Annotated in this window: 27 protein-coding genes; 18 read left to right on the top strand and 9 right to left on the bottom strand. The window is 41.7% G+C overall.

The window, feature by feature from the left end; translation table 11 throughout:
- Nucleotides 1-32 precede the first annotated feature (32 nt).
- Nucleotides 33-1,199: an acetyl-CoA C-acyltransferase FadA gene (fadA, locus tag L3V41_RS19445; RefSeq protein WP_237114651.1), complete on the bottom strand. Its 1,167-nt coding sequence runs from the start codon at nucleotides 1,197-1,199 to the stop codon at nucleotides 33-35.
- Between the two features lie 5 nt (nucleotides 1,200-1,204).
- Entirely contained in the window at nucleotides 1,205-3,364 is a 2,160-nt protein-coding gene (gene fadB, locus L3V41_RS19440; protein ID WP_062568451.1) for a fatty acid oxidation complex subunit alpha FadB, read from the bottom strand.
- 195 nt (nucleotides 3,365-3,559) lie between these two features.
- On the opposite strand from fadB, the gene L3V41_RS19435 reads away from it, so the two are divergent.
- The 9 genes from L3V41_RS19435 to L3V41_RS19395 all read left to right on the top strand — a co-directional run bounded on the left by L3V41_RS19435 (nucleotide 3,560) and on the right by L3V41_RS19395 (nucleotide 11,401).
- Entirely contained in the window at nucleotides 3,560-5,446 is a 1,887-nt protein-coding gene (locus L3V41_RS19435; RefSeq protein WP_062568450.1) for a transglycosylase SLT domain-containing protein, read from the top strand.
- An 88-nt stretch (nucleotides 5,447-5,534) separates the two neighbouring features.
- Nucleotides 5,535-6,857 carry a Xaa-Pro dipeptidase gene (gene pepQ / locus L3V41_RS19430; protein ID WP_237128325.1) on the top strand — a complete coding sequence of 441 codons (1,323 nt, stop codon included), beginning with the start codon at nucleotides 5,535-5,537 and terminating at the stop codon, nucleotides 6,855-6,857.
- A 56-nt stretch (nucleotides 6,858-6,913) separates the two neighbouring features.
- A complete protein-coding gene (locus L3V41_RS19425) occupies nucleotides 6,914-7,537 on the top strand; it encodes a YigZ family protein (protein ID WP_062568448.1) in 624 nt (207 codons plus the stop codon).
- Nucleotides 7,538-7,626: 89 nt separating this feature from the next.
- Nucleotides 7,627-9,078: a TrkH family potassium uptake protein gene (locus tag L3V41_RS19420; protein ID WP_062568447.1), complete on the top strand. Its 1,452-nt coding sequence runs from the start codon at nucleotides 7,627-7,629 to the stop codon at nucleotides 9,076-9,078.
- A 31-nt stretch (nucleotides 9,079-9,109) separates the two neighbouring features.
- Nucleotides 9,110-9,763: a flagellar brake protein gene (locus L3V41_RS19415; protein ID WP_237128324.1), complete on the top strand. Its 654-nt coding sequence runs from the start codon at nucleotides 9,110-9,112 to the stop codon at nucleotides 9,761-9,763.
- A 481-nt stretch (nucleotides 9,764-10,244) separates the two neighbouring features.
- Nucleotides 10,245-10,457, top strand: coding sequence for a calmodulin (locus L3V41_RS19410; protein ID WP_193988073.1), 213 nt, complete (start codon nucleotides 10,245-10,247; stop codon nucleotides 10,455-10,457).
- Nucleotides 10,458-10,524: 67 nt separating this feature from the next.
- Entirely contained in the window at nucleotides 10,525-10,737 is a 213-nt protein-coding gene (locus tag L3V41_RS19405) for an EF-hand domain-containing protein (protein WP_062568443.1), read from the top strand.
- Between the two features lie 148 nt (nucleotides 10,738-10,885).
- Nucleotides 10,886-11,101 carry an EF-hand domain-containing protein gene (locus L3V41_RS19400; RefSeq protein WP_237128323.1) on the top strand — a complete coding sequence of 72 codons (216 nt, stop codon included), beginning with the start codon at nucleotides 10,886-10,888 and terminating at the stop codon, nucleotides 11,099-11,101.
- A gap of 81 nt (nucleotides 11,102-11,182) precedes the next feature.
- Nucleotides 11,183-11,401: an EF-hand domain-containing protein gene (locus L3V41_RS19395; protein WP_237128322.1), complete on the top strand. Its 219-nt coding sequence runs from the start codon at nucleotides 11,183-11,185 to the stop codon at nucleotides 11,399-11,401.
- Nucleotides 11,402-11,473: 72 nt separating this feature from the next.
- Here L3V41_RS19395 and trkA read toward each other — a convergent pair whose 3' ends face one another.
- From trkA to def, 4 genes are read right to left on the bottom strand one after another with little or no spacing between them, the layout of a single operon-like run.
- Nucleotides 11,474-12,850 (bottom strand): Trk system potassium transporter TrkA, encoded by a 1,377-nt coding sequence (gene trkA, locus L3V41_RS19390; RefSeq protein WP_054563775.1) that lies wholly within the window; start codon nucleotides 12,848-12,850, stop codon nucleotides 11,474-11,476.
- A 12-nt stretch (nucleotides 12,851-12,862) separates the two neighbouring features.
- Nucleotides 12,863-14,149: a 16S rRNA (cytosine(967)-C(5))-methyltransferase RsmB gene (gene rsmB / locus L3V41_RS19385; RefSeq protein WP_237128321.1), complete on the bottom strand. Its 1,287-nt coding sequence runs from the start codon at nucleotides 14,147-14,149 to the stop codon at nucleotides 12,863-12,865.
- Nucleotides 14,142-15,095: a methionyl-tRNA formyltransferase gene (gene fmt / locus L3V41_RS19380; protein ID WP_237128320.1), complete on the bottom strand. Its 954-nt coding sequence runs from the start codon at nucleotides 15,093-15,095 to the stop codon at nucleotides 14,142-14,144. Before fmt ends, rsmB begins: the two co-directional genes overlap by 8 nt.
- A 20-nt stretch (nucleotides 15,096-15,115) precedes the next feature.
- Nucleotides 15,116-15,625 carry a peptide deformylase gene (gene def / locus L3V41_RS19375; protein ID WP_062568438.1) on the bottom strand — a complete coding sequence of 170 codons (510 nt, stop codon included), beginning with the start codon at nucleotides 15,623-15,625 and terminating at the stop codon, nucleotides 15,116-15,118.
- A gap of 118 nt (nucleotides 15,626-15,743) precedes the next feature.
- Between def and L3V41_RS19370 the strand changes: the two genes are divergently transcribed.
- The 6 genes from L3V41_RS19370 to hemF all read left to right on the top strand — a co-directional run bounded on the left by L3V41_RS19370 (nucleotide 15,744) and on the right by hemF (nucleotide 20,651).
- Nucleotides 15,744-16,862 (top strand): LysM peptidoglycan-binding domain-containing protein, encoded by a 1,119-nt coding sequence (locus tag L3V41_RS19370; RefSeq protein WP_193988075.1) that lies wholly within the window; start codon nucleotides 15,744-15,746, stop codon nucleotides 16,860-16,862.
- Between the two features lie 30 nt (nucleotides 16,863-16,892).
- Nucleotides 16,893-17,990: a DNA-processing protein DprA gene (gene dprA, locus L3V41_RS19365; protein WP_237128319.1), complete on the top strand. Its 1,098-nt coding sequence runs from the start codon at nucleotides 16,893-16,895 to the stop codon at nucleotides 17,988-17,990.
- Complete coding sequence (locus L3V41_RS19360; protein WP_062568435.1) at nucleotides 17,983-18,456, top strand: DUF494 family protein; 474 nt, start codon at nucleotides 17,983-17,985, stop codon at nucleotides 18,454-18,456. The genes dprA and L3V41_RS19360 overlap by 8 nt, the downstream gene beginning before the upstream one ends.
- 71 nt (nucleotides 18,457-18,527) lie before the next feature.
- The gene (locus tag L3V41_RS19355; protein WP_062568434.1) at nucleotides 18,528-19,097 is read left to right on the top strand and encodes a topoisomerase DNA-binding C4 zinc finger domain-containing protein; all 570 of its coding nucleotides are present in this window, start codon (nucleotides 18,528-18,530) and stop codon (nucleotides 19,095-19,097) included.
- A gap of 34 nt (nucleotides 19,098-19,131) precedes the next feature.
- A complete protein-coding gene (locus tag L3V41_RS19350) occupies nucleotides 19,132-19,698 on the top strand; it encodes an L-threonylcarbamoyladenylate synthase (protein WP_237128318.1) in 567 nt (188 codons plus the stop codon).
- A gap of 2 nt (nucleotides 19,699-19,700) precedes the next feature.
- Nucleotides 19,701-20,651 (top strand): oxygen-dependent coproporphyrinogen oxidase, encoded by a 951-nt coding sequence (hemF, locus tag L3V41_RS19345; protein WP_062568432.1) that lies wholly within the window; start codon nucleotides 19,701-19,703, stop codon nucleotides 20,649-20,651.
- 57 nt (nucleotides 20,652-20,708) lie between these two features.
- On the opposite strand, the gene L3V41_RS19340 is transcribed toward hemF, so the two are convergent.
- Both L3V41_RS19340 and L3V41_RS19335 read right to left on the bottom strand, forming a co-directional pair.
- Nucleotides 20,709-22,301, bottom strand: a complete 1,593-nt coding sequence (locus tag L3V41_RS19340; RefSeq protein ID WP_237128317.1) for a methyl-accepting chemotaxis protein — start codon at nucleotides 22,299-22,301, stop codon at nucleotides 20,709-20,711.
- A 76-nt stretch (nucleotides 22,302-22,377) separates the two neighbouring features.
- The gene (locus L3V41_RS19335; RefSeq protein WP_062568430.1) at nucleotides 22,378-22,809 is read right to left on the bottom strand and encodes a group II truncated hemoglobin; all 432 of its coding nucleotides are present in this window, start codon (nucleotides 22,807-22,809) and stop codon (nucleotides 22,378-22,380) included.
- A gap of 41 nt (nucleotides 22,810-22,850) precedes the next feature.
- Between L3V41_RS19335 and aroE the strand changes: the two genes are divergently transcribed.
- Together aroE and L3V41_RS19325 are read left to right on the top strand one after the other, a co-directional pair.
- Nucleotides 22,851-23,675 (top strand): shikimate dehydrogenase, encoded by an 825-nt coding sequence (gene aroE, locus L3V41_RS19330; protein ID WP_062568429.1) that lies wholly within the window; start codon nucleotides 22,851-22,853, stop codon nucleotides 23,673-23,675.
- Nucleotides 23,672-23,926: a DUF1488 domain-containing protein gene (locus tag L3V41_RS19325; RefSeq protein WP_237128316.1), complete on the top strand. Its 255-nt coding sequence runs from the start codon at nucleotides 23,672-23,674 to the stop codon at nucleotides 23,924-23,926. Before aroE ends, L3V41_RS19325 begins: the two co-directional genes overlap by 4 nt.
- Here the strand turns inward: L3V41_RS19325 and L3V41_RS19320 are convergent.
- Entirely contained in the window at nucleotides 23,923-24,456 is a 534-nt protein-coding gene (locus L3V41_RS19320; RefSeq protein ID WP_237128315.1) for a gamma carbonic anhydrase family protein, read from the bottom strand. The two genes, L3V41_RS19325 and L3V41_RS19320, sit on opposite strands and share 4 nt — an antisense overlap.
- 78 nt (nucleotides 24,457-24,534) lie before the next feature.
- Between L3V41_RS19320 and L3V41_RS19315 the strand changes: the two genes are divergently transcribed.
- Entirely contained in the window at nucleotides 24,535-24,747 is a 213-nt protein-coding gene (locus L3V41_RS19315) for a hypothetical protein (RefSeq protein WP_237128314.1), read from the top strand.
- The last annotated feature ends 114 nt before the right edge of the window (nucleotides 24,748-24,861 follow it).

Below are 24,861 nucleotides of genomic sequence, written 5' to 3'. Positions count from 1 at the left end.
TTTTTATCACCAAGATGTTTGGTGTGAGCTCGTTATTCTACGCGCTCAAATACAGTTGCAATACCTTGGCCTAAACCAATACACATTGTTGCTAGACCGTACTTAGCATTCTTATCTTCCATTAGGTGAACAAGCGTTGTGCTAATACGTGAACCAGAACAACCTAGTGGATGACCAAGTGCAATTGCACCACCATTTAGGTTAACTTTTTCATCTACCACATCCATCAGACCTAAGTCTTTTAATACTGGTAGAGATTGTGCTGCGAATGCCTCGTTAAGCTCTGCAACATCGATATCGTCAATAGTGATACCTGCTTGTTGAAGTGCTTTTTGCGATGCAGGAACAGGGCCGTAACCCATGATTGATGGATCGCAACCTGCTACAGCCATTGATTTAATACGCGCACGAATTGGTAAACCAAGTTCTTTAGCTTTCTCTTCGCTCATTACAAGCATTGCTGACGCGCCGTCAGAAAGTGCAGATGAAGTGCCTGCAGTTACGCTACCTGATGCTGGATTGAATACAGGGCGTAGTTGCGATAAGCCTTCAACAGTTGTTTCTGGACGGATTACTTCATCGTCTTCAACTAAAATTAAAGAACCATCTGCATCGTGACCTTCCATTGCTAGGATTTCACGACGGAAACGACCTTCAATTGTTGCAGCGTGTGCACGTTGGTGTGAGCGGTAAGCAAATTCGTCTTGTTGCTCGCGGCTAATGCCGTGCAGCGTTGCAAGGTACTCTGCTGTTAAACCCATTACGCCAGCAGCTTGTGCCACAGACGTTGATAAACCTGGGTGAAAATCATTACCGTGAGTCATAGGTACGTGACCCATGTGCTCAACACCACCAATGATATAGGTATCACCAGCGCCAGTCATAATAGCGCGTGCTGCATCGTGCAGAGCTTGCATTGATGAACCACATAGACGGTTAACTGTTACTGCTGGTACTGAGTGAGGGATACCGGCAAGGAGTGCTGCGTTACGAGCAATGTTAAAACCTTGCTCTAAAGTTTGTTGTACACAGCCCCAGTAAATATCATCAATTGATGCTGGATCAACGGCTGGGTTACGGTCTAACAAACCTTTCATTAAGTGAGCACTTAAATCTTCCGCACGCTTGTTTTTGAATACGCCGTTCTTTGAACGACCCATTGGTGTGCGGATACAATCTACGATTACTGGATTATTCATGTTTCTTATCCTTCCACCTTATAGAATACACGGCCTTCTTCGGCCCACTTGCGAGTTTCATCTGATACTTGGTAAATCGCACCTAAGTGAGCGTACTTGTCTGCTGTTGCAACAAAGTTCGCTAAACCAGTTTGATCTAAGTAACGGAATGCACCGCCTCTAAATGGAGGGAAACCAATGCCGTAAATTAGCGCCATGTCAGCTTCTTGTGGAGACGCTACGATACCTTCTTGTAAACAAAGTAGAACTTCGTTGATCATCGGGATCATACAACGGTCAATGATTTCTTGTTTATCGAAATCTTTCGGTGCATCAGTGATAGCACTTAGTAGCTCAGTTGCTGTTGCATCTTTAGTTTTTTTCAAGCGACCACGACGGTCTGGTGCATATTGGTAGAAACCAGCACCATTTTTCTGGCCAAAGCGTTTTTCGTTTGCAAATACAGTAACAGGGTCTTTATCTTGGCGAGCCATACGCTCAGGGAAACCGTCAGCCATTACACCAGTACAGTGGTAAGCTGTATCAATACCTACCACATCAAGAAGGTACGCAGGACCCATTGGCCAACCAAATACATTTTCCATTACTTTATCAACTTTCGTGAAGTCAGCACCTTCAACAACAAGTTTGCTGAAACCTGCAAAGTAAGGGAATAGTACGCGGTTTACAAAGAAGCCAGGGCAGTCGTTTACAACGATTGGTGATTTGCCCAGTTTTAATGCGTAATCAACAACCGCATTAATTGTTGCTTCTGATGTTTTTTCACCACGAATGATTTCTACTAGTGGCATTTTTGGCACTGGGTTAAAGAAGTGCATACCACAGAAGTTTTCTGGTTTCTCAAGTGCAGACGCTAACTCGTCAATACGAATTGTTGAGGTATTTGAAGTTAGGATAGTGCCTGCTGGTAAGTCTTTTTCAAGACCCGCAAGAACGGCTTGCTTCACTTTAGGGTTTTCAACCACGGCTTCAACAACAATGTCAGCGCTTTGTAGGTCTGCATCGTTTAGCGTTGGTTTGATCTTGCCTAAAGTGGCAACCATCTTATCCATCGCCATATGGCCACGTTGTACTTTCTTACCTAGTAGCTTAGATGCTTCACCCATACCTAAATCAAGTGCATCTTGGTTGATGTCTTTCATGATAATAGGCGTGCCTTTATAAGCCGATTGGTAAGCAATACCACCGCCCATAATACCTGCACCTAATACTGCGGCTTGTTTGATCTCAAGTTCACTGTGTTTAGCTTGCTTCTTCGCTTTACCTTTAATGTATTGGTCAGCTAAGAAAATACCTGTTTGCGCGGCAGCTTCACTTGTTGCTGCAAGTTTAGCAAAGTTAGCGTTTTCAATTGCCATTGCTTCAGCGCGTTCACAGTTTGCTGCAGCTTTGATTGTTTTTACAGCCATAACAGGTGCTGGGTAGTGACCTTTCGTTTTACCCATTACCATGCCTTCAGCCATCGCAAAGCTCATACCTTGCTCAACACGGTTCATTTTCAGTGGCTGTAATTTTACTTGTCGTTTTACTTGCCAATCTAGCTTGCCAGCTATTGCTTGCTCAAGTGTTGCAATACTTGACTCTAAAAGCTTGTCAGCACTAACTACCGCGTCAAATGCTCCTACTTTTAGGGCATCAGCAGCGCGGTTTTCTTTACCTGTAGTGATCCATGTCATCGCATTATCAGCGCCAATAAGGCGTGGAAGGCGAACTGTGCCACCAAAACCAGGCATAATGCCTAGTTTAACTTCAGGTAGGCCAATTTTAGCGTTAGAGCTAGCAACGCGATAATCGGTAGCAAGTGCCCACTCACACCCGCCGCCAAGCGCCATGCCGTTTACAGCACTTAGCGTTGGGAAAGGTAAATCTTCAATCGCGTCAAAAACGTCAGTTGCATTTTTGATCCATGCAACCAATTCTTCTTGCGGTTTAGTGAAAGTAGGTAAAAATTCGAAAATGTCGGCACCGATAATGAAATGATCTTTATCGCTGGTGAACACCATGCCTTTGATATCTGAGTTTGTTGCCAATTCTTTTAATGCTAAAGCGCAATCTTGCAAGGTTTGCTGCGAAAGTTTATTTACTGAGCCGTCTGCACAGAACTTAAACTCGGCGATGTTGTCCTTGATGAAAGCAACTTCAAATGAATCGCTTTTATATAACATTATTATTCTCCCTAGTTTATTAACTAAGACTGGTACGATGAGTTTGCATTTCAATCAGTGTGCTTGCTTTAAAATGAAAATGCAACGAAAAATTTACTGCGCTTTATCGCTATTGGTTAAAATATAGCTGGTTTGGTGCTAAGGTGTAGAAGAAGTTTTTTGTTATTAATTCTTTAATTTTTGTTAAAGGTCATCATGAAAAAACAACTCCTTGGTTGGACAGCTGCCGCATTACTTTTTCCTTTTTTTGCAGCTGAAGCCAACGACAAACATGACGCTTTTTTAAAAGCAGAAAAAAAGGCGCGATACGGTGATTATGACGATATGAAAGAGGCGGCCAATGGATTAGACCACCCGCTAAAGCCTTACGTCGAAAAAGCCTATTGGCAACGAAACCCAAGTTTGAAGCATCAAACAGAAATAGAAAACTATCTTAATGTTTATCGTAATACGCCATTAGAGTGGCCTGTGCGTAAAGCATGGCTTAACTACTTAAAACAGAACAATAAAAAAGCCGCTTATATTCGTAATTACAGAGAGACCAGTAATAACGAATTGACTTGTCCTTATTTAAGCTTTCAATTGGACTTAGGTGCGCCTAAAGAAGCAATAATGAATCAAGTTAGTGATTTATGGGTGGTAGGGCATTCTCAACCAAAAGAATGCGACACACTTTTTTCACTTTGGAAAAAAGAAGGTTATCAAACACAAGAACGCATTTGGCAACGAGTTTCTCTCGCTGCAGAAGGGGGTACGTCAAGCTTATTGCCTTACCTAAAGTCATTACTCCCTAAAGATGAGCAGTACTTGGCTGATTTATATTTAAAAGTACGCAAAGACCCGAGTGCTTCGGCTGGTTTATATCGCTTCAAGAAAAAGACAGCCAAAGAAGGGCAAATAGCATTATACGGGGTGAAACGCTTAGTTTGGCGTGATAAAGAGTTAGCGCTTCGAGCATGGGAAAAGCTTGAAAAAATGTTTGTTTACACGGAAGAACAAAAAGCGGATGTGTACTACAACTTTGCACTATCGCTTGCCTCAAGCGGGCATAAACAAGCTCGCTTTTGGTTAAATAAGGTGCCTAAAGAGCGTCAAACAACGAAGTTAATGCAGTGGCAGCTTGCTAATATGCTCGAACTGCAAGATTGGTCTGGTATTGTGGCGTTTTTTACTGGTAAAGAAAACCTAAGCCTAGGTCAGCAATATTGGTTAGCATATAGCTTAAATCAGCGTGGCGAAGTTGAAGATGCCCGCACTCTTTGGCAAAAAGTTGCCAAAGAGCGCGATTATTACGGCTTTTTAGCATCTGCTCGATTAGGTATTCCGGTTAGTCTAAATAATCAACAGTTGCAAATTTCTGATAAGCTCCAACTAGAAGTCGCAAATGCACCAGGCTTTAAGCGTGCGCGTGCACTTTATGAGCTTGAGCGCTACACGTCAGCTCGCAGGGAGTGGAATTACTTAACAGGTACATCAACCAAAGAAGAAAAGCTCGCGGCATCAATGCTTGCTGCTGAGCTTGATTGGTATGACAGCACTATTTATACCTTGGCACAAATTAAAGAATGGGATTATGTTGATTTGCGTTTCCCATTTGCGTTTAAAGATGTATTTGAGAGCTATAGTAACCGTAATCATATAGACATGGCATGGAGTATTGCAATTTCACGTCGTGAAAGCTCATTTGCGCCTGACGCCCGCTCTCATGCCAATGCCTATGGTTTAATGCAACTATTACCGAGCACCGCTAAATACATTAATAGAAGTACTGTTTCGCGTAGAAAGTTGTTTCACCCTAAAACGAACATTCGTTTAGGGAGTGAATACTTAAAGTATTTAAAAAAGAAAAATCGCGGCAACGAAATATTAGCCACCGCTTCTTATAATGCAGGTTATCATCGAATTAAACGTTGGATCCCTGAACAAGCAATGCCTGCGGAGTTATGGATTGAGCTTATACCTTATACTGAAACACGTAACTACGTGAAGAATGTATTTGCTTACAGGCAAGTTTACCATACGCGCTTAGGGCGAGATGGTAATGTGCTTGCACCAATTTTAGATATGAAAATGGGCGGCTGATACTAATTGACCTTAATACCCTGTGTTGGGCGTTAAGGTCGACTATGATAGACTGCGACTAAGTCGAATTTACTTATATGGGTTTACTATGGATAAATTAGCGGTGTTATATGCCGAACATATTGCAACCTTGCAACAGCGCACGCGTACAATTACAGAGCGTGAAGGTTTAGAAGGCCTTGTTATTCACTCTGGTCAGGCAAAGCGCCAGTTTTTAGATGATATGTACTACCCGTTTAAGGTTAACCCGCAATTCAAAGCTTGGTTACCTGTAATTGATAACCCTCATTGTTGGATAGTTGTAGACGGTGCATCTAAGCCAAAGCTGATATTTTATCGCCCAGTTGATTTTTGGCATAAAGTACCTGATGAGCCTCGTGATTTTTGGGCTGAGTATTTTGATATTGAATTATTAGTACAGCCAGATCAGGTAGAAAAACTGCTTCCTTACGATAAGGCAAAATTTGCCTATATTGGTGAATATTTAGACGTAGCGCAAGCACTGGGCTTTAGTATTATGAACCCAGAGCCAGTTATGAACTATTTGCACTTTCATCGTGCATATAAAACACAATACGAGCTTGAGTGTTTGCGTCAAGCTAACCGTATTGCCGTCGATGGTCATAAAGCGGCACGTGATGCTTTCTTTGCAGGTGGCTCTGAATTTGATATTCAACAGGCTTACTTAATGGCGACGCGTCAAAGTGAAAATGAAATGCCATACGGTAATATTGTTGCGCTTAATGAAAACTGTGCAATCTTACATTACACGCACTTTGAGACTAAAGCGCCAGAGACACATCGCTCATTCCTAATTGACGCTGGTGCAAATTTTAACGGCTACGCAGCTGATATCACGCGTACTTATGATTTTAATCAGTCGGGTGAGTTTAGCGACTTAATTAAGGTCATGACGGAGCATCAAATTGCTTTAGGTAAAGCATTAAAACCAGGTATGTTATATGGCGAATTGCATTTGGACTGTCATCAGCGTGTAGCGCAGGTGTTGAGCGACTTTAATATTGTGAAGCTATCGGCGGCTGAAATTGTTGAGCGCGGTATAACATCAACCTTCTTCCCGCATGGTCTTGGCCATCACCTAGGTTTACAAGTTCATGATATGGGTGGCTTTATGGCGGATGATAAAGGTGCACATCAAGCACCACCTGAAGGGCACCCGTTCTTACGTTGCACGCGTTTAATCGAAAAGAACCAAGTCTTTACTATTGAACCTGGTTTATATTTTATTGAATCGTTACTGGGTGACCTTGCGCAAACCGATAATAAACAGTTTATTAACTGGGAAAAAGTTGAAGCGCTTAAACCATTCGGCGGCATCCGTATTGAAGATAATATTATCGTTCATGATGATAGCCTAGAAAACATGACCCGTGATCTACATCTAGACTAATAAAAACGAGATTAACAAGAGGGGCCAAATGGCCCCATTTTTTTAGATAGAAGAATATGTCTGAATATCAATATCCGGCAGAGCCTGTTTTTTACCAAGAAGAAATTAAAAAAAGTACATTTATTGTGCATATTGCCCATACTCCTAACTTAGAGTCAGCAAAAGCATTCATCAAAGAGATCCAAAATAAATACAGTGATGCGCGTCACAACTGTTGGGCACATGTTGCAGGAAACCCAGGTGGTAGCCATGTATATGGCTTTTCAGATGATGGAGAACCTAATGGCACCGCAGGAAAACCAATGCTTAATGTGCTGGCGGGGTCTGGAATTGGTGAGATCACCGCTGTTGTAACGCGTTATTTTGGCGGTATTAAGCTGGGGACCGGTGGACTCGTGCGTGCTTATGGCGGGAGTTTAAACAATGCCATGCGTGAGCTCAAAACAATCACCAAAGTACCGAGCGTTGAGTTAGTCGGCTACAGTGATTACAGTGCTCAGGGAGCTATAGAGCAGTTATTGAAAAGCCAATATCAAGTATTGAATATAGAAAAACAGTTTGCTGAAAATATTGCTTGGAAAATCCAAATAGATAGTCGCCAAGTAGAGCTGGCAATCAAAGAGATACATGAGTTAACACATGGTGCCGTTGAGTTCGCCGTTAAAAAAGATACACCATGAAATAAACATACAGCGTTTACTTACAGTTAAGCCTGTAAGACAATAAACTCTAATAGCTAAATCAGATATTTAAAAAGCGATACGCACAGATGCAATTTCGTACCATAATAAAAATTCTAGGCCAGCTGGTGGCTTTATTTAGTATCACCATGGTGCCGCCAGCACTGGTATCTTTAATCTATAAAGATGGTGGTGGTGTGCCGTTCGTTCTTGCGTTTATTTTTAGTGTTGTGATTGGTTTAGCAGCGTATTATCCAAACCGCCATGAGCGGGGCGATTTAAAAGCGCGCGAAGGCTTTTTAATTGTGGTGTTGTTCTGGTTGGTACTTGGCAGCTTTGCGGCTGTGCCTTTAGTTTTTTTACAAGAGCCAAGTTTGTCGTTAGCTGACTCTGTGTTTGAGGCATTTTCAGGCCTTACAACGACAGGGGCAACCGTGTTAACTGGGATTGAGTACCTACCAAAATCAGTGCTTTTTTATCGCCAACAACTACAGTGGCTTGGTGGTATGGGGATCATCGTACTTGCTGTTGCTGTGTTACCCATGCTTGGGGTTGGTGGTATGCAGCTGTATCGTGCCGAAACTCCTGGCCCAGTTAAAGATTCAAAAATGACGCCCCGCATTGCCGATACCGCCAAACACCTATGGTACATTTATGTGTCACTGACTATCGCATGTACGCTTGCCTATTGGGGAGCGGGAATGGACTGGTTTGATGCTATTTGTCATGCCTTCTCAACGATTGCTATTGGTGGTTTCTCTACTTACGATGCGTCTATGGGGCAGTTTGATAGTCCACTGATTAACTTTATATGTGTGGTGTTTTTACTTATTGCAGCAATAAATTTCTCGCTGCACTATGCGGCGGTATCCTCGCGCAGTATTCGTGTTTATTTACGTGACCCTGAATTTAAAGTGTTCTTACTTATTCAGCTCGCTCTAGTGATTGTCTGCTTTACTGTGCTGTCATCTAATAACATTTATGCAGATGGTGACGAAACATTAGATCAAGCTATGTTTCAAGCCGTGTCAATGAGTACTACCGCAGGTTTCGCTACCGATAACTTTTCTGCATGGCCATTGTTTTTGCCTATTTTATTAATATTCTCAAGCTTTATTGGTGGTTGTGCAGGGTCTACCGGTGGTGGAATGAAAGTTGTGCGTGTGTTCTTACTTTACTTACAAGGTATTCGTGAGCTTAATCGTCTTGTACATCCGCGTGCAATTTATTCAATTAAACTAGGCCGCAAAGCACTTCCAGATAAAGTGGTAGAAGCTGTCTGGGGATTCTTCTCAGCCTATGCTTTAGTGTTTGTGATTATCATGTTGGCACTAATGGGCACAGGTATGGATAACATTAGTGCGTTTTCAGCAACCGCAGCGTGTCTAAATAATTTAGGTCCTGGCTTGGGTGAAGTTGCCGCCCATTATGGGGCGATATCCGATACTGCTAAGTGGTTATTGACCATTGCAATGGTATTTGGTCGTCTTGAAATATTTACCTTACTGGTATTGTTCACTCCAACATTCTGGCGTGGCTAGTGAGCCGTTTATATTTAAAAGGACTTAATGAATGGCAAAGACACAGCTACAGCGTAATTTAGATAAGCTCGCTTATATACCTGCGGGTAGTATTGTTGATGTTGAGATAATCACTCCGATAGATAGTAAGCGAGTTAAAACGGAGTTTATAGGTTTACTCAACGAACAACATATTATTCTTAATTACCCCTCAGCAAGGCGATTAATTAATAGTGGCGAGTTAATCAAAGAAGGTGTGATGGTCATTGTGCGCGCAGTGCTCGAAAGTGGCGGTGGGCAGGTGATTGCATTTCGCCAACAAATTAAGGCCGTCGCTTCACACCCGTATCGTTTAATATTTTTAGACTTTCCGAAACACGTTCAGTTATTCAGTCTTCGCAGTGAAACCCGTATTCCAACACTCTTCAGTGCTTGTTTAAACACCGATGAGCAGAAATACCAAGGACTCATTAAGGATATCTCCCTTACAGGCGTACAGTTTGATATTAAAAGTGATATCGATCTCAGCTTTTTAAAAGAACAGAGCTGTAACCTTGTACTCAATAAGCATGAATTTGCTGGAAAGGTGTGCAGTGTTCGTAAAAATGCGTCTAGCTACCAACTAGGACTTCAGTTAAATACAGGTGAAGAACAAATGAAGTCATTCATGAAAGAGCACCTGATAGACTTTTCAGTACTTGATTGAAGCCATTCACCTTCCCGATCCGCCGTTTTGCAACAAGACGGTTGTTTTTTATACTTTCATTGAAAATAAACTAAAAAATTTTCCGTTAATTGTTAAAAGTTCAACTAAATCAGCTGGTTAAAATTAAAAAATATTTTTATTTATTTTAATTATTTTCACCGTTCATACAAGGTTTAGACTCACGTTCGAACATTTTTAGTGTTTAGGTAGCTAATTTCACTCAATGTCTCTGTTTTATGTTTTTTAACTTCATGATTAATAAAGAAATAATTTTTTAAGCTTTATGTGTGTTGCTAAAAAGCAACAGAAAATTAGCTCATTTCCCACGTAAAATCACCAAATTCGCTTTAACTTAATGAAAATTAAGGGATTTTAAACTTTGGCATCGAAGTTGAAATAGTCTTAGCGAACACAGAGAAAAGTGATTAGAAGTTTCACACCTCTAACACAGTTAAGACTAAACATTGAAGGAATAGTGATTATGAAAACAGTAAACAAAACATTTGCACTTTTAGCTCTAGTATCTTCTTCAGCAGCATTTGCAGCGACAGATTTCGAAACACTTGATGTTAACGACGATGGTGCAATTAGCCAAAGTGAAGCGTCAGTTGATGCAACTTTAATGAGTCAGTTTAAAGAATTAGACACAGACGGTAACGGCGAACTTTCTGAAGAAGAATTCGCAAAAGCATAATTTTACAGTAGGGAAGCTCTGAAAAGGATTTTCTACACAAGACAACACACTTTGAAGGAATAACATTATGAACACAGTAAATAAAACATTAGCACTAGTCGCACTTGTATCTTCATCTGCAGCATTTGCAATGAGCGATTTTGACACATTAGATGTGGATGGAAACGGTGCCATCAGCCAAAGCGAAGCATCAGTTGATGCAGAGTTAATGAGTATTTTCACAGAACTTGATACAGACGGTAACGGTGAGTTATCAAAAGAAGAGTTCTCTAAAGCTTAATGATGTATTTAGTAAACCCATTAATTTAGCTGATTAGTTCTGAGTTGCCAAAGACAACCTAAATGGATAAGGGAATCCATGATAAAGGATAGCAAGGAGAGTGTGATCAGCTAACACTTTTTTGAGTAGATATTGAAGGATTATGATTATGAAAACAGTTAACAAAGCACTAGCACTTATCGCATTAGCCTCTTCGTCAGCAGCATTTGCAGGCACAGATTTCGATACATTAGATGTAGACGGAGATGGTGTTATCAGTCAAAGCGAAGCATCTGTCGATGCTAACATCATGACGCAATTTAAAACCCTTGATGTAGACGGCGATGGCGTACTAACTGAAGCCGAATTTTCAGAAGCAGAGTAAAACAAACTCGCAATTAACCAGTTTCCATTAAACAGGGATCTCAGAAACGGATTTCACTCTTAAAAAATGAAGGTAATTATTATGAAACAGATCAATACAACACTTGCAATTTTAGCGCTAGCAACTTCATCAGCGGCATTTGCACAAGGTGTAAGCTTCTCAACGTTTGACACTAACAGTGATGGTGTTATCAGTAAAGAAGAAGCATCAGCAAATGTGCAACTAGAGAAACTATTCCCAGAGCTAGATACAGATGACAATGGTGAGCTTTCTAAAGAAGAATTTGCACAGATTCAATAGTTAAGTTTTTTCACTTCAAGAGTCGTAAAGCAGCTAAATCATTAAGATTTGCTGCTTTTTTTATGCCAAAAGTCAAAGGAATATAGCGCTTACTTGGAATAGCTTTTCAACAACCGTAATATGTTTCTTATCGATTAAGAACATAATCACATGATCTCCCGATTGAATCACCGTATCGTCATGGGCAATCAGTACGTCATCGTTACGCACAATTGCACCAATGGTTGTGCCTGCGGGTAGTTTGATATCAGCAATTGCTCGGCCAACCACTTTAGAAGTATGCTCATCACCGTGAGCGACAGCCTCAATGGCTTCTGCTGCGCCCTTACGTAACGAATAAACATTAACGATGTCACCACGGCGAACGTGTGTTAGCAGCGCCGAGATAGTGGCTTGCTGAGGTGAAATAGCAATATCAATTTCACCGCCCTGTACTAAGTCAACATAAGCACCACGTTGAATAAGCACCATGGTTTTTTGTGCGCCCATACGTTTTGCCAGCATCGCAGACATAATGTTTGCTTCATCGTCGTTAGTCACCGCGATGAATACATCCACTTGCTCAATATGTTCTTCAGATAACAGCTCTTGATCAGAGGCATCGCCACAAAATACTACTGTATTATCAAGCATTTCAGATAGCTGGGCTGCGCGCTCTTTATTGCGCTCAAGCAGCTTAACGCTGTGGTTTTTCTCAAGTGAGCGCGCAAGGCCCGCACCGATATTACCACCACCGGCAATCATGATTTTTTTGTATGAACGTTCGAGTTTTTGAAGCTCATTCATGACTGCGCGAATATGCTTTGTTGCAGCGATAAAGAACACTTCATCGTCCGCTTCGATAACCGTGGTGCCAAGCGGTTTAATCGCTTTACCTTGACGGTAAATAGCCGCGACACGGGTTTCGACATTCGGGATGTGTTCTTTCAAGGCTGAAAGCGCATAACCCACCAGCAAACCACCGTAATAGGCTTTCACCGCAACCAGCGATAACATGCCATCGGCAAATTGTAATACCTGTAAAGCACCCGGGTAGTCGATTAAGCGACGAATATACTTAGTAACGAGTGCTTCTGGAGCAATGTAGTGGTCAACAGGTAAGTCATCGTTATGGAATAACTTTTCACGGTACTTTAAGTATTGCTCTGAGCGAATACGGGCAATTTTGGTTGGCGTGTTAAAAATACTATAAGCAACTTGGCAAGCAACCATGTTCACTTCATCAGAACTGGTTACGGCAATAATCATATCGGCGTCTTCTGCACCTGCACGGCGCAATACATCGGGATGCGCACTGTGGCCAGTAACACCTTGTAAGTCGTACTTATCTTGTAGCTCTCGCAAACGGTTACCGTCGATATCAACAACGGTGATCTCATTTTGCTCACCTACGAGGTTTTCTGCCAATGTGCCACCAACTTGTCCGGCACCGAGTATGATTATTTTCATAGCGTGTTCTTATTAGTGTTTTTTAACTAGCTTTGCATAATAGAAACCGTCACTTTCACCAGGCAGTAATTGTAGGCCAGGTAAAGTCGGGGTGTCGTTTTCATGCAGAGGTATGTGTTCAGCACTTTGATTATTGGCAAGGAACTTAGCAACTTGTTGTTGGTTCTCTTGCGGTAATACAGAGCAGGTCGCATAAACTAACGTACCACCTGGCTTAAGTAGAGGCCAGATGCTATTTAGGATATCGCCTTGTAAATTAGCCAGATCTTCAATATCAGATGCACGACGTAACCATTTAATATCAGGGTGACGACGAATAACGCCGGTAGCGGAACAAGGCACATCAAGCAAGATACGGTCGAATTGCTGCTCATCCCACCAGATATGCGGTTGTGAAGCATCGGCACATTGTAGATCGGCAGCTAAACCAATACGCACTAAGTTTTGTTTAACCCGTTCTAGGCGTTCGCTGTCGCTATCAAGTGCTAATACATCGGCATCGGCAAGCTCTAGAATATGGCACGTTTTACCACCAGGTGCAGCACACGCATCTAAAATGACATCATCATTTTGTGGCTCTAAAAAGCGTGCAGCTAATTGTGCAGCGGCATCTTGTACAGAACAGGCACCGGTATCAAATTCTGGTAATGCGTATACATCACACGGTTTAGCTAGTTTAATACCATCAGGAAAGTCAGCATTAAGGGTATGCTCAATATCATTCGCTTTAAGCATCTCGCTGTATTCTTGAGTGCTGTATTGCGCTTGGTTGACCCGTAACCACATAGGAGCTTGTAGCTGATTCGCTTCTAGGATTTCTTGCCAGCTATCAGGGTAAGCTGCAGTAACTTGTTTGATAAACCAACCAGGGTGGTTAAATTTGCAAACCGGAATTTGCTGCGCTTTTTCTTCAAGCTCAGCTTGTTCACGTTGGAAACTACGTAAAATAGCGTTAATCAGGCCTTTTAAACCCAGTGCACGCATTTGTTGAAGCGCATTAACTGTTTCGCTGATTGCCGCATGAGGCGGTACACGCATATGTTGGAGTTGGTAAATACCCACATACAACAAAAACTGGAAAATACGGCGCTTGCCTTTTAGCGGTTGATCTAAAAGTTGCTGGCAATAATTCTCTAAACTAGGTAAATAGCGCAGCACACCATAGCAAATTTGTTGCAGTAGGGCTTTATCTTTCGGTGATAAACCTTGACTTGCAAAAGGTAGCTCTTGATTAAGCGACGCACCTTTATCGACCACGTTGTAGAGAGTTTCAGCAGCCAGTGCTCTTACATTACTCATTGCTTTGACCTAATACTGAACCAGGCTCTACCCAATCACTGCGACCATTTAAAAAGTCACTAACAGCCATTGGTTTTTTACCTTGTGGTTGAAGAAGGGTGATTTTAAGTGCATCTTGCCCGCAGCCAACGGTAATACCTTGCTTATCAGCAGCAATGATTTTACCTGCTTGTGCAGTTTGCGATACAACGTCTGCTTGCCAAATTTTTACCGTTTGTCCTGCCATTTCAGTAAAGCAAACAGGCCATGGGTTAAAGGCACGGATATTACGCTCAATTTGCACAGCATCCATTGACCAATCAATATTAGCTTCGTCTTTTGATAGCTTCTTGGCGTAATTTGCTAGTGCGTCATCTTGCTTTTCTGGGGTGATTTCACCTGCAGCGAGACGATTTATGGTACTGATCAGAGCATCAGGTCCAAGTGCAGCCAGTTTATCGTATAAAGAACTACTGGTTTCTGTGTTATCAATAGGGCAGCGGCTGATGTGCAGCATATCGCCGGTATCTAAGCCCTCGTCCATTTGCATTATTGTTACACCAGTTTCACTGTCGCCAGCCCAAATCGCGCGTTGAATCGGTGCAGCACCACGCCAGCGCGGTAAAATAGAGCCATGCACGTTTAAGCAGCCTAAGCGCGGTGCATCTAAAATCGCTTTTGGAAGCAGTAAGCCGTATGCCACCACAATCATAATATCTGCGTTCAGGCTGGTAAGCTCTGCAAGTGCTTCATCAGATTTTAATGACTGCGGTTGAAATACGGGTAAATCGTGAGCAAGTGCGAGTTCTTTTACTTCACTGGCTTTAAGCTTTTTGCCACGGCCTGCAGGGCGATCTGGTTGGCTATAAACACCAACAATATCATGCTCGGAGTCTATTAAGGCTTGTAAGTGGCGCGCAGCAAAATCCGGCGTACCAGCAAAAATAATACGTAATGGTTGTGTCACAGGTATTCCTATTGATTGATTTATGATTTAGCTGCCAGCTTCGCTTCTTTCTCAAGCTTCTTACGGATACGTTGGCGCTTTAGAGGCGATAAATAATCAATAAATAGAGTGCCTTTTAGGTGATCAAGCTCATGCTGAATACAAATCGCTAAGAGCTCGTCAGCGTCTAGGCTGAATTCCTCACCATTTTCATTCAGTGCTTTAACAGTCACTGTTTCTGCACGGTCAACTTTCGCATAAGAATAAGGCACAGATAAACAACCTTCTTCACTCACCGTTGAGCCATCTTTCTTGGTGATTTCTGGGTTGATTAGTACTAGCGGTTGGTCGCGCTCTTCTGAGACATCGATCACCACAATTCGCTGGTGGATATCTACTTGCGTTGCTGCTAAGCCGATACCGTTCTCGTCATACATAGTTTCAAGCATGTCTTTGACTATTTGACGAACATCATCGTTTACTTCTGGTACTTCTTTCGCGATTGTACGTAAACGCTCATCCGGAAATCTTAAAACATCTAACCTAGCCATAGTTACCTTTTACACTTGTGATTCATTTAGGGTATTGTATGCTTTTATTTTAGCCATTCGTGTTCACCTTTAACAGGTTTTGGTTGATAATAATCTAAAAACAACACTAGGAAGCCAAATGAGATATCCGTTAGTTGCGGCTTTATTAGCCATTAGCTGTGCATTTTCAGCAGCAGCTGATGTGTTAACAATAAAAAAAGATGCTCCAAAACAATATGTTGTAAAAAAAGGGGACACGCTTTGGGATATATCAGGCATATATCTTAATCATCCATGGCAATGGCCAGAGTTATGGCAAATGAATCCTCAAATAGCCAATCCTCATTTGATATACCCAGGTGATGCGCTTACTTTAATTTATGATCAAGATGGAAAACCGCGTTTAGTTAAAAATAGCCGGTATAAAAAACTCTCTCCAGAAGGGCGTATTACACCTAAAGGTAAACAGGCTGTACCCACATTACCCCTTGAACTGCTGCGCCCATATTTGACCTACGAGCAAGCAATCGGTCATCAGGTTATGGCAGATAAGCCATATATTTTAGGTGCCAGTGTGAATACAAAAATGAATACCATGGGTCATATTCTTTATGTGAAAGGTAATTTAAATTTAAATGAAGCATATGGCGTTTATCGTAAAGGAAATGAGTTAGTAGACCCTAATACAAATGAAGTGTTAGCCAATAAAGCTGAATTAGTTGCAATTGTACGTGCCTTTAGAAGTGGTGATGTTGAACATGGTGTACCAGCGTCCGTTAAGATTGAGATGGTAAAACAAGAAATTAAACCGAATGATTTCTTAATGCCTGCAATGGACGGACAAATGTTACCAGCCTATTTCAATATGAAACGTCCAGAAGGTGAGCTTAACGGTACAATTATCGCGTCAGCAAATGAGCTGCGAGAATTTAGCACCATGGATATTGTTGTTTTAAATTTAGGTGCAGAACAGGTCAAGCCTGGTTTTGTACTTGATATTGAACGTCAATCTCCAGAGGTATTTGATGGTCGAAGTGGCCCTCGTTATCGTGAAGACTCAACGAGTCTTGAGAAGCTAATCACGGATACTAATGAGTATTTTGGTGTGGAAGCAGACAAAGATAGCAAGGTATGGCACATGCCTAAAGAGAAAGTAGGCGAACTCATGGTGTTTAAGGTATACGATAACGTGAGCTATGCATTGATTGTGAAAAATCAGCATCCTATTCGAGTTGGTGACTATGCTGTCATAAACTAACCCACACTCAGGATGCTCTAAGGAGGGAGCATGGAACAGATTTCAGGCAAGCTATCTCATTGGCTTGCCTTTTATTTATGTAAAGGGCTGGGAATTAAAAGCCTTATAGCATTGGCCCAAAACCACATCTTAAGTGAGCTTTTTTCGTTTACAAGTACACAGCTGCAGAATTTAGGTTTAACAAAAAACCAAGCTGATAATCTCGCTAATACCGATTGGCAAAAAGTCGCTTACTACGAAGAACTTATTCATGCTTACCAAATAACCACCATTTGTTACTTTGATGATCACTATCCCGCACAGTTAAAGGAAATTGCCAGTGCACCTTTATTACTATTTTGTATGGGGAATATTGAGCTTTTAACTTCACCACAAGTTGCGATTGTTGGCAGCCGACATGCAACTCCTACAGGGCTCGAGATCGCAGCTGAGTTTGCGCATCAATTAAGTTGTGCTGGCATCACAGTTACTTCTGGTATGGCACTTGGCATTGATGGTGCGGCACACAAAGGGGCTCTGGCTGGTTCTGGAAAAACCATTGCTGTGCTTGGTACAGGGTTAGATATTGCTTACCCTAAGCGTCATAAACTATTGACAAAGCAGGTAGCAGAACGCGGATTGCTTATATCGGAGTTCTTGCCTGGTACGGCTGCTAATGCAGCGAACTTCCCCCGTAGAAATAGAATAATATCAGGTCTTTCACTTGGTGTTTTAATTGTCGAAGCACAAATAAAAAGTGGCTCTTTAGTCACGGTACGTTATGCACTTGAGCAAAATAAGGATGTTTTTGCAGTGCCCGGCTCAATTAAAAACCCGCTTTCAGAAGCTAGCCATTTTTTGATAAAGCAAGGTGCTAAATTAGTCGAAAATATAAGTGATATTCTTGATGAAGTGAGCTTTTTTTGTGAAAACAGTCTATATATAACAGAAGAGCCTATCATCGAAGAACACGACTGCCCCGTGTTTCAAAGTATAGGATTTGAGGTAACAAGTGTCGATGTTATTACTCAACGCACTCAGTTACCTGTTGATGAAGTACAAGCTCGGTTACTTGACCTAGAGCTCGCAGATAAAGTAGAGCGAGTGCTAGATGGCTATATAAGACTTGGAGGACATAAATATGTTTGACATCCTCATGTATCTTTTTGAAAACTATATCCATAGTGAAGCTGAAATTTTTACTGAAGAAAACGAGCTTACTGATGAGTTGGTTCGAGCAGGGTTTAATAAACCTGAAATTTATAAAGCACTTGACTGGCTTGAGCAATTGGCTGACTTGCAGCAAAGTGACGTGTATCCGTACCTAAACGCGCAGCCGCAACATGCTATGCGTATTTATACCGACAGTGAATGCCAAATGCTTTGCACGGAGTGCCGCGGCTTTTTAATGTTTATTGAGCAAATAGGCGTCATAAATAGCATTACGCGTGAAATGGTAATAGATAGATTATGCGCGCTTGATAAACCGTTTATTTTACTTGAGGACTTAAAATGGGTGGTGTTAATGGTGCTGTTTAATGTGCCAGGATCTGAGCAAGCATATGCACAAATGGAAGATTTGATCTTTGATGAGCCCGCTGATGTGCTTCATTAGTTCGACTTTGCTTGTATCTTTGTTGAGTTTGGGTATATTAGGCGAAAATTAGCCAGCCTAACAGGAACCTTATGAGTAAAATCGATCATTCTCTTTTTTCTGCAGATAAACACGCATTAGAGAAAGAATATGAGGTTTGCCCTAAATGTGGTTCTGAATTGGTCATGCGAAATTCAAAGTCAGGGCCTTTTTTAGGCTGTGCAAGCTACCCTAAGTGTGATTTTATTCGTCCTTTGGCTCATCATGATAGTCAGCAAATTAAAGTACTCGAAGACAGTGCATGCCCTGAGTGTGGCAAGCCATTGGTGATTAAAAATGGCCGCTATGGCATGTTTATTGGTTGCACAGGGTATCCTGATTGCCATTATATTGCGCATGATGAAGAGCCTAGTAATACAGAGGTGCTTCCTAGCTGCCCAAAATGCAAAAAAGGCAAGTTGGTTTCCCGTAGCAATAAATTTGGTAAAACATTCTACTCATGCGACTGTTATCCTCGTTGCAAATATACCCTTAATAACAAACCTGTGTCTAAGACGTGTCCCGCTTGTGATTGGCCTATAATGACAGAGAAGAAAACTGCATCGGGCGTTGTGTTACAATGCCCACAAAAAGCCTGTATGCATAAGCTTGCAGAGTCTTAACATATTCGTTCCCTATTATAGTTAGGAGATATTCTTGTCCGATCCTGTTGCTCAACCAGCTAATCCTATTGAAGCCTTAAACCAAGGCGGTGTGATTGTTTATCCAACTGAAGCTGTATTTGGTCTTGGTTGTGATCCTGATAACCAAGCAGCTGTAGAAAAGCTTTTAGCAATTAAGCAGCGGCCAATTGAAAAAGGCTTAATTTTAATTGCTGATAACTATGGTCAGTTATTAAAGTATGTTGATGATGCTAAAATCCCAATGGATAAACGGGCAGATATCTTCTCGCAGTGGCCAGGGGCGATTACATGGGTAATGCCAGCCGCAAAGCAGACACCAAAATGGTTAACGGGTCAGTTTGATACTATTGCTGTGCGTGTAACGAACCATCCAACGGTAAAAAAACTGTGCCAGCGATTCGGCAAACCACTGGTTTCAACAAGTGCAAATTTAACTGGCCAACCAACAGTAATGAGTATCACGCAAGCAAAAAGCGAATTTGCTGATAGCGTCGATTTTTATGTTGATGAGCCGCTTGGTGGGAACGTGAACCCCAGTGTAATTAAAGACGCAATGACCGGAAAAGTTTTCAGAGGATAACCATGCAAAGCGAGCTACTCGAACAAGTAAAAACCTATTTAATGGCTTTACAAGACACAATTTGTGCGGGCCTTGAGAATACTGACGGCAAAGCAAAGTTTGTTGAAGATAATTGGCAACGAGCTGAAGGCGGTGGTGGTCGTACTCGCGTTATTCAAGGTGGCAATATCATTGAGCAGGGCGGGGTAAATTACTCGCATGTGTTTGGCGCTTCAATGCCAGCCTCTGCAACCGCGCATCGTCCAGAGCTCGCTGGTCGTAGTTTTCATGCTTGCGGTGTATCATTGGTGATCCATCCTAATAACCCACACATTCCAACTAGCCACGCTAACGTGCGTTTCTTTATTGCTGAAAAAGAAGGCGAGGAGCCAATTTGGTGGTTCGGAGGTGGTTTTGATTTAACACCTTTTTATCCGGTGTTCGAAGATGTACAGCATTGGCATCAAGTAGCAAGTGACTTATGTCAGCCATTTGGTGAAGATGTGTATGATAAGTATAAAACATGGTGTGATGAGTATTTTTATTTAAAGCACCGCAGCGAAACACGTGGGGTAGGTGGTTTATTCTTTGATGATTTAAACGAGCTCGGTTTTGCGCAGAGTTTTGCTTTTATGCAAGCTGTTGGAAATGGCTTTTTAGATGCTTACTTACCTATAATTGAGCGTCGTAAAAATACGCCAATTACAGAGCAGCAACGAGATTTTCAGCTTTACCGCCGTGGCCGCTACGTTGAATTTAACCTAGTGTGGGATCGTGGTACTTTATTTGGTCTACAAACTGGTGGACGGACAGAATCGATTTTAATGTCTATGCCGCCACTCGCTCGTTGGGAGTATAGTTATACCCCTGTTGAAAATAGCCCTGAAGCAAAGCTTTATCAATATTACTTAAGACCGCAAGAATGGCTAAATACAGAGGAATCTGAGTTAGTTGCGCGTGAATGGCAGCTTTAAAGTGCTTAGGTTGTCACTTTATATAAAGGTGACAACCTGCACGTTCAAGTATTTTATCTAGTTAAATTTAAAGCATCTAACTTGCTCATCTAAGGAGCGTGCTAATGATAAGAGCTCTTCACTGACTTTTTGATTTTCATGAGCATCAACCAACGAATGCTCTGCGTTATCACTGATAGCGACCACACTCCTATTTATTTCTTCTGCGGCAAGATTTTGTTGCTCGGTGGCATCGGCTATTTGTACATTGAGTTGATTTATTTCACTCATTTGCAAAGAAATATCACGCAAGGCTTTAGCAACTTGCTTAACTTGTACAGCACGTTCATCAGCTTCTTCACATGAATTATTCATAGTGCTAACTGTTTGTGCCGCTTCGCTCTGTAGCTTATCTATTGTTCGGCGAATTTCATCCGTGGAGTCATGGGTTCTATTCGCAAGCGTTCTAACTTCATCTGCTACTACTGCAAAACCACGACCGGCTTCGCCTGCTCGCGCAGCTTCAATAGCAGCATTGAGTGCAAGTAAGTTAGTTTGCTCGGCAATACTACTGATCACTTCTAATACTTTACCGACTTCTAAAGTTTGCGCCTGAAGTTCAGAGACTTGATCTGCGGCTGCACGGACATCTGTCGCAAGTTGGTTAATGCTATGTTCGGTATGCTCTGCAACTTGCAAGCTTTGCTGTGCAAGTTGATTACTGTGTTCTGATTTTTCAGATGCAAAATGCGTTGTATTTTTAACTTCACTTGATGAACTTTCAAGTTCATTTATTGCGGCTGCAACGGAGTCAGTACCTTGCTTTTGTTGTATTATGGCTTGCTCAGTGGCATCTGCTGAAGTGTATATACTCTCCGCTGAATGGATTAACACTTTTGATGAGTGTGATACTTGGGCAATATTATCTTTAAACGCACCAATCATGTGATTAAAGCTGGTGGCGAGTGAGCTAAGTTCATCGTTATTATCGTCATTAACTTTAAGGCTCAAATCTTTGTTTGTGGTTGCCAAGTGCATCGTATGGCTAATCATCTTCAAGCGTTTAATAAATACTTTTCTAAACATGACTGCTAATAAAGAGAACGCAGTTATGAATATAGTTGCTAGCAGTAAAGTGTTCATTAACGTATTTTGTGATACTTCATGTTCAATGTCGGCTAATGAATAACTGATTTTAACGACCCCAAGCACATCGCCTTCTTGCGCTTGATGGCATCCTAAACAGTTGGTGCCTTTATAGTCACTGCTAGCAAACATAGGTTTAAGATAGGTCATCGTACTGTTGTTATCTATATATAATGCTTCTGTACCTGCCAGTGCCGCTTGTTCGGTATCGGTTGTGGCAACTTGATTGGCATTGCCTAGTCCATAAATTTTATTAACAATGGGGCTGCGAATAATATGTGCATCTTTGATATTTGGATGGCTTCTAAGCTTGTTGCTAAGAATTTCACGGTTTGCCATGGTGCCTGTGAGCATCATGGTGTTAATAGAATCAAAGTAATTATCGGCAAGTAATTTTATGTTGCTTTCAACAGTATCTTGCGCTAATTCGTGTTGTTGCTGGGCGCTGCTAAATATGCTGGCAAATAATACCAAGACACCTGTCAGTGCCAACAAGGCATAAATTTTAAATTGGATAGACTTCATTCAACGACGCTTTTTCTAAACTAAGGAAAGAGTATTATCTTTATTTAGAAAAAGCATACATTGATATAACTCAAGCTTAATGTTGATTGATCATATGACTGGCGAGTTGCGATAAAGATTGTCTTAACCCTTCGCGAAGTAGTGGGTTATCAATTTCGATATCGAGCGTTTTATTCATGCAATGCATCCATTGATCGCGTAGGTCTTGATCAATAGGGAAAGGCATGTGACGCTTTCTTAGCATTGGGTGACCATATTTTTCAACGAAAAGGTCAGGGCCGCCTAGCCAGCCCGATAAAAATTCAAAGAATACTTGGCGAATTCTATCTAAAGGCTGAGGATGCATATCATATAATGGTTTGGCGTATTCATCTGTGGCCATTATGTCGTAAAATCGATTTGCAATTGCGCGAGCGCCTGCTTCACCGCCGATAATTTCGTAAGGTGTTTTTTCTGGAGTAGGTGTTTCAGGCGTTGGTTTCGATTTAGAAAAAAGTCGTTTAATCATAATATTAATAAAGCTCTACAGGGCGAAGAGGTTGCTTCACTATGGACAAATACGCGGTTTTTGGAAATCCAATCAAACATTCGAAATCACCCGCAATACACGCACAATTTGCTGCATCATTAAACGAGCAAATACAATACAACGCCATTTTAGCACCAACAGATGCATTTGAAAAAACTGTCGCTGGGTTTTTCGCTACGGGTGGTAAAGGCGCTAATGTCACCTTGCCATTTAAAGAGCAGGCGTTTGCTATGGTCGATGAACTAACAGAGCAAGCGAAAATAGCTGGAGCCGTAAATACTATTAAACAACTCGAAGATGGCCGCTTACTCGGTGATAACACCGATGGTGTAGGGCTTGTTAAAGATCTTGTAGCCAATAATGTCACCTTAAAAGGGCAGCGAGTACTCCTTATTGGAGCGGGGGGGGCGGCGCGAGGTGTCATTCAGCCATTATTAAATGAGCAAATCGGAAGCTTAACAATAGCCAACCGTACCGCTGAAAAAGCAAAGGCACTAGCGAGTCATTTTAATGGTGAAATAGATGTGCAAGGCTTTGCTTTAACTGATATCCCAGCAAACAACTATGACGTGGTTATTAACTCTACCTCAAGCAGTGTTACTGGCGACTTGCCAGGTATAGCAGAAGAGTATGTTGCTAAGTGTCAGTGTGCTTACGATATGTTTTACGCGGATGACGATACGGCATTTATCAGTTGGGTTAAGTCGATTAACTCGACATGTTTAACACTCGATGGCTGTGGCATGCTGGTTGGCCAAGCGGCACAAGCTTATTTTGTATGGCGCAATAAAATGCCAGAAATCATTCCTGTTGTTACCGCACTTAAAGCAGGAGAAGTTGCGTGAATCAAGCTATCCAATTTATCGACCGATTCGAATTTAAGCCAGAAAAAAAGCAGTTGCTGTTCTTTGCCCAAGTAAGTGGCTTGATGGTGGAGTGTGTTATTGATACCAGCAAGTATGATTTTGCTGATCAAAGCAGTGCGGTTAATTACTTTGAATCTTATCGTTTCGATTATGAAGAGCTCGCCGAGCAACTGATCGAAGATGAGCAGTATAACTCGGCAGGGCAAATTGAATTAACCGAGGTGTTTTAGCCCTCTGCTAAGTATTCATCTTTAAGCTGAACATAATTATCTGCTGATATTTTTAAAAAGGCGCGCTCTTGCTCTGTTATAGGGCGAGCCTGCTTAACAGGGCTACCTACATAGAGGTAGCCAGACTCTAAATGCTTGTTAGGTGGTACCAGCGAACCACCACCAATGATCACATCATCTTCAACAATAGCGTTGTCCATCACAATTGCACCCATCCCAACAAGTATACGATTACCAAGTTGGCAGCCGTGTAGCATAACTTTATGACCCACAGTGACATCATTACCAATAATAAGAGGGTAACCATCGGGGTTTGACTTAGAGGCACGTGTTAAATGTAAAACACTGCCATCTTGAATGTTCGTACGTTCACCAATACGTATATAGTTAACATCACCTCGCGCAGCAACAAGAGGCCATACACTTGAATCTTTACCAAGCGAAATATCACCGACTAAAACCGATGACTCATCAATATAAACACTATTATCGTATGTCGGAGTGATCCCTTTATAAGAACGGATAGTCATAAATTCACCTTTTAATTTTAAAATGTGCTCAGTCTAGTGTAACAGCGAAGCAAATAAATACACCAAAACAGGCCTAAATTGACTGCAAAACACCCAGTTTTAGGGTGTTTAGTTCAAAAGCTGAGCGAACAGCAGTTTTTTTTAAATTTTATTGAAAAAAGTGCTTGCGTAAAAAATCCATCTCCCTATAATGCGACCCCACTGACACGGCGGGCAGCAACGAAAGACGCTGAACAAGGTGGCAGAGAGTTAAATAAAACTTCGGTTTCAAATAATCGAAAGAAAGTTTAAAATTAAGTGTTGACTCGAAAAATTAAGGATGTATTATACGCATCCCTAGCGACAACGTCGCAACGTTCTTTAACAATATAAAGCAATCATCTGTGTGGGCACTCGTACAGATTG

Origin of the sequence: Pseudoalteromonas sp. L21 (genome assembly GCF_021728035.1) — a bacterium.
In the GTDB taxonomy this organism is placed as follows: Bacteria; Pseudomonadota; Gammaproteobacteria; order Enterobacterales; family Alteromonadaceae; genus Pseudoalteromonas; species Pseudoalteromonas arabiensis.
This window is presented reverse-complemented; position numbering and strand designations above follow the sequence as displayed.

Bases quoted from the DNA above. Each gene is read 5' to 3' on its own strand.
- fadA (WP_237114651.1), bottom strand. From the start codon at position 1,199: ATGAATAATCCAGTAATCGTAGATTGTATCCGCACACCAATGGGTCGT.
- L3V41_RS19410 (WP_193988073.1), top strand. From the start codon at position 10,245: ATGAAAACAGTAAACAAAACATTTGCACTTTTAGCTCTAGTATCTTCT.
- L3V41_RS19340 (WP_237128317.1), bottom strand. From the start codon at position 22,301: ATGAAGTCTATCCAATTTAAAATTTATGCCTTGTTGGCACTGACAGGT.
- rsmB (WP_237128321.1), bottom strand. From the start codon at position 14,149: ATGAGTAATGTAAGAGCACTGGCTGCTGAAACTCTCTACAACGTGGTC.
- hemF (WP_062568432.1), top strand. From the start codon at position 19,701: ATGCAAAGCGAGCTACTCGAACAAGTAAAAACCTATTTAATGGCTTTA.
- L3V41_RS19370 (WP_193988075.1), top strand. From the start codon at position 15,744: ATGAGATATCCGTTAGTTGCGGCTTTATTAGCCATTAGCTGTGCATTT.
- L3V41_RS19320 (WP_237128315.1), bottom strand. From the start codon at position 24,456: ATGACTATCCGTTCTTATAAAGGGATCACTCCGACATACGATAATAGT.
- L3V41_RS19405 (WP_062568443.1), top strand. From the start codon at position 10,525: ATGAACACAGTAAATAAAACATTAGCACTAGTCGCACTTGTATCTTCA.
- fadB (WP_062568451.1), bottom strand. From the start codon at position 3,364: ATGTTATATAAAAGCGATTCATTTGAAGTTGCTTTCATCAAGGACAAC.
- trkA (WP_054563775.1), bottom strand. From the start codon at position 12,850: ATGAAAATAATCATACTCGGTGCCGGACAAGTTGGTGGCACATTGGCA.
- L3V41_RS19395 (WP_237128322.1), top strand. From the start codon at position 11,183: ATGAAACAGATCAATACAACACTTGCAATTTTAGCGCTAGCAACTTCA.
- L3V41_RS19400 (WP_237128323.1), top strand. From the start codon at position 10,886: ATGAAAACAGTTAACAAAGCACTAGCACTTATCGCATTAGCCTCTTCG.
- L3V41_RS19355 (WP_062568434.1), top strand. From the start codon at position 18,528: ATGAGTAAAATCGATCATTCTCTTTTTTCTGCAGATAAACACGCATTA.
- aroE (WP_062568429.1), top strand. From the start codon at position 22,851: ATGGACAAATACGCGGTTTTTGGAAATCCAATCAAACATTCGAAATCA.
- pepQ (WP_237128325.1), top strand. From the start codon at position 5,535: ATGGATAAATTAGCGGTGTTATATGCCGAACATATTGCAACCTTGCAA.
- L3V41_RS19425 (WP_062568448.1), top strand. From the start codon at position 6,914: ATGTCTGAATATCAATATCCGGCAGAGCCTGTTTTTTACCAAGAAGAA.
- L3V41_RS19360 (WP_062568435.1), top strand. From the start codon at position 17,983: ATGTTTGACATCCTCATGTATCTTTTTGAAAACTATATCCATAGTGAA.
- L3V41_RS19415 (WP_237128324.1), top strand. From the start codon at position 9,110: ATGGCAAAGACACAGCTACAGCGTAATTTAGATAAGCTCGCTTATATA.
- L3V41_RS19420 (WP_062568447.1), top strand. From the start codon at position 7,627: ATGCAATTTCGTACCATAATAAAAATTCTAGGCCAGCTGGTGGCTTTA.
- L3V41_RS19435 (WP_062568450.1), top strand. From the start codon at position 3,560: ATGAAAAAACAACTCCTTGGTTGGACAGCTGCCGCATTACTTTTTCCT.
- def (WP_062568438.1), bottom strand. From the start codon at position 15,625: ATGGCTAGGTTAGATGTTTTAAGATTTCCGGATGAGCGTTTACGTACA.
- L3V41_RS19335 (WP_062568430.1), bottom strand. From the start codon at position 22,809: ATGATTAAACGACTTTTTTCTAAATCGAAACCAACGCCTGAAACACCT.
- dprA (WP_237128319.1), top strand. From the start codon at position 16,893: ATGGAACAGATTTCAGGCAAGCTATCTCATTGGCTTGCCTTTTATTTA.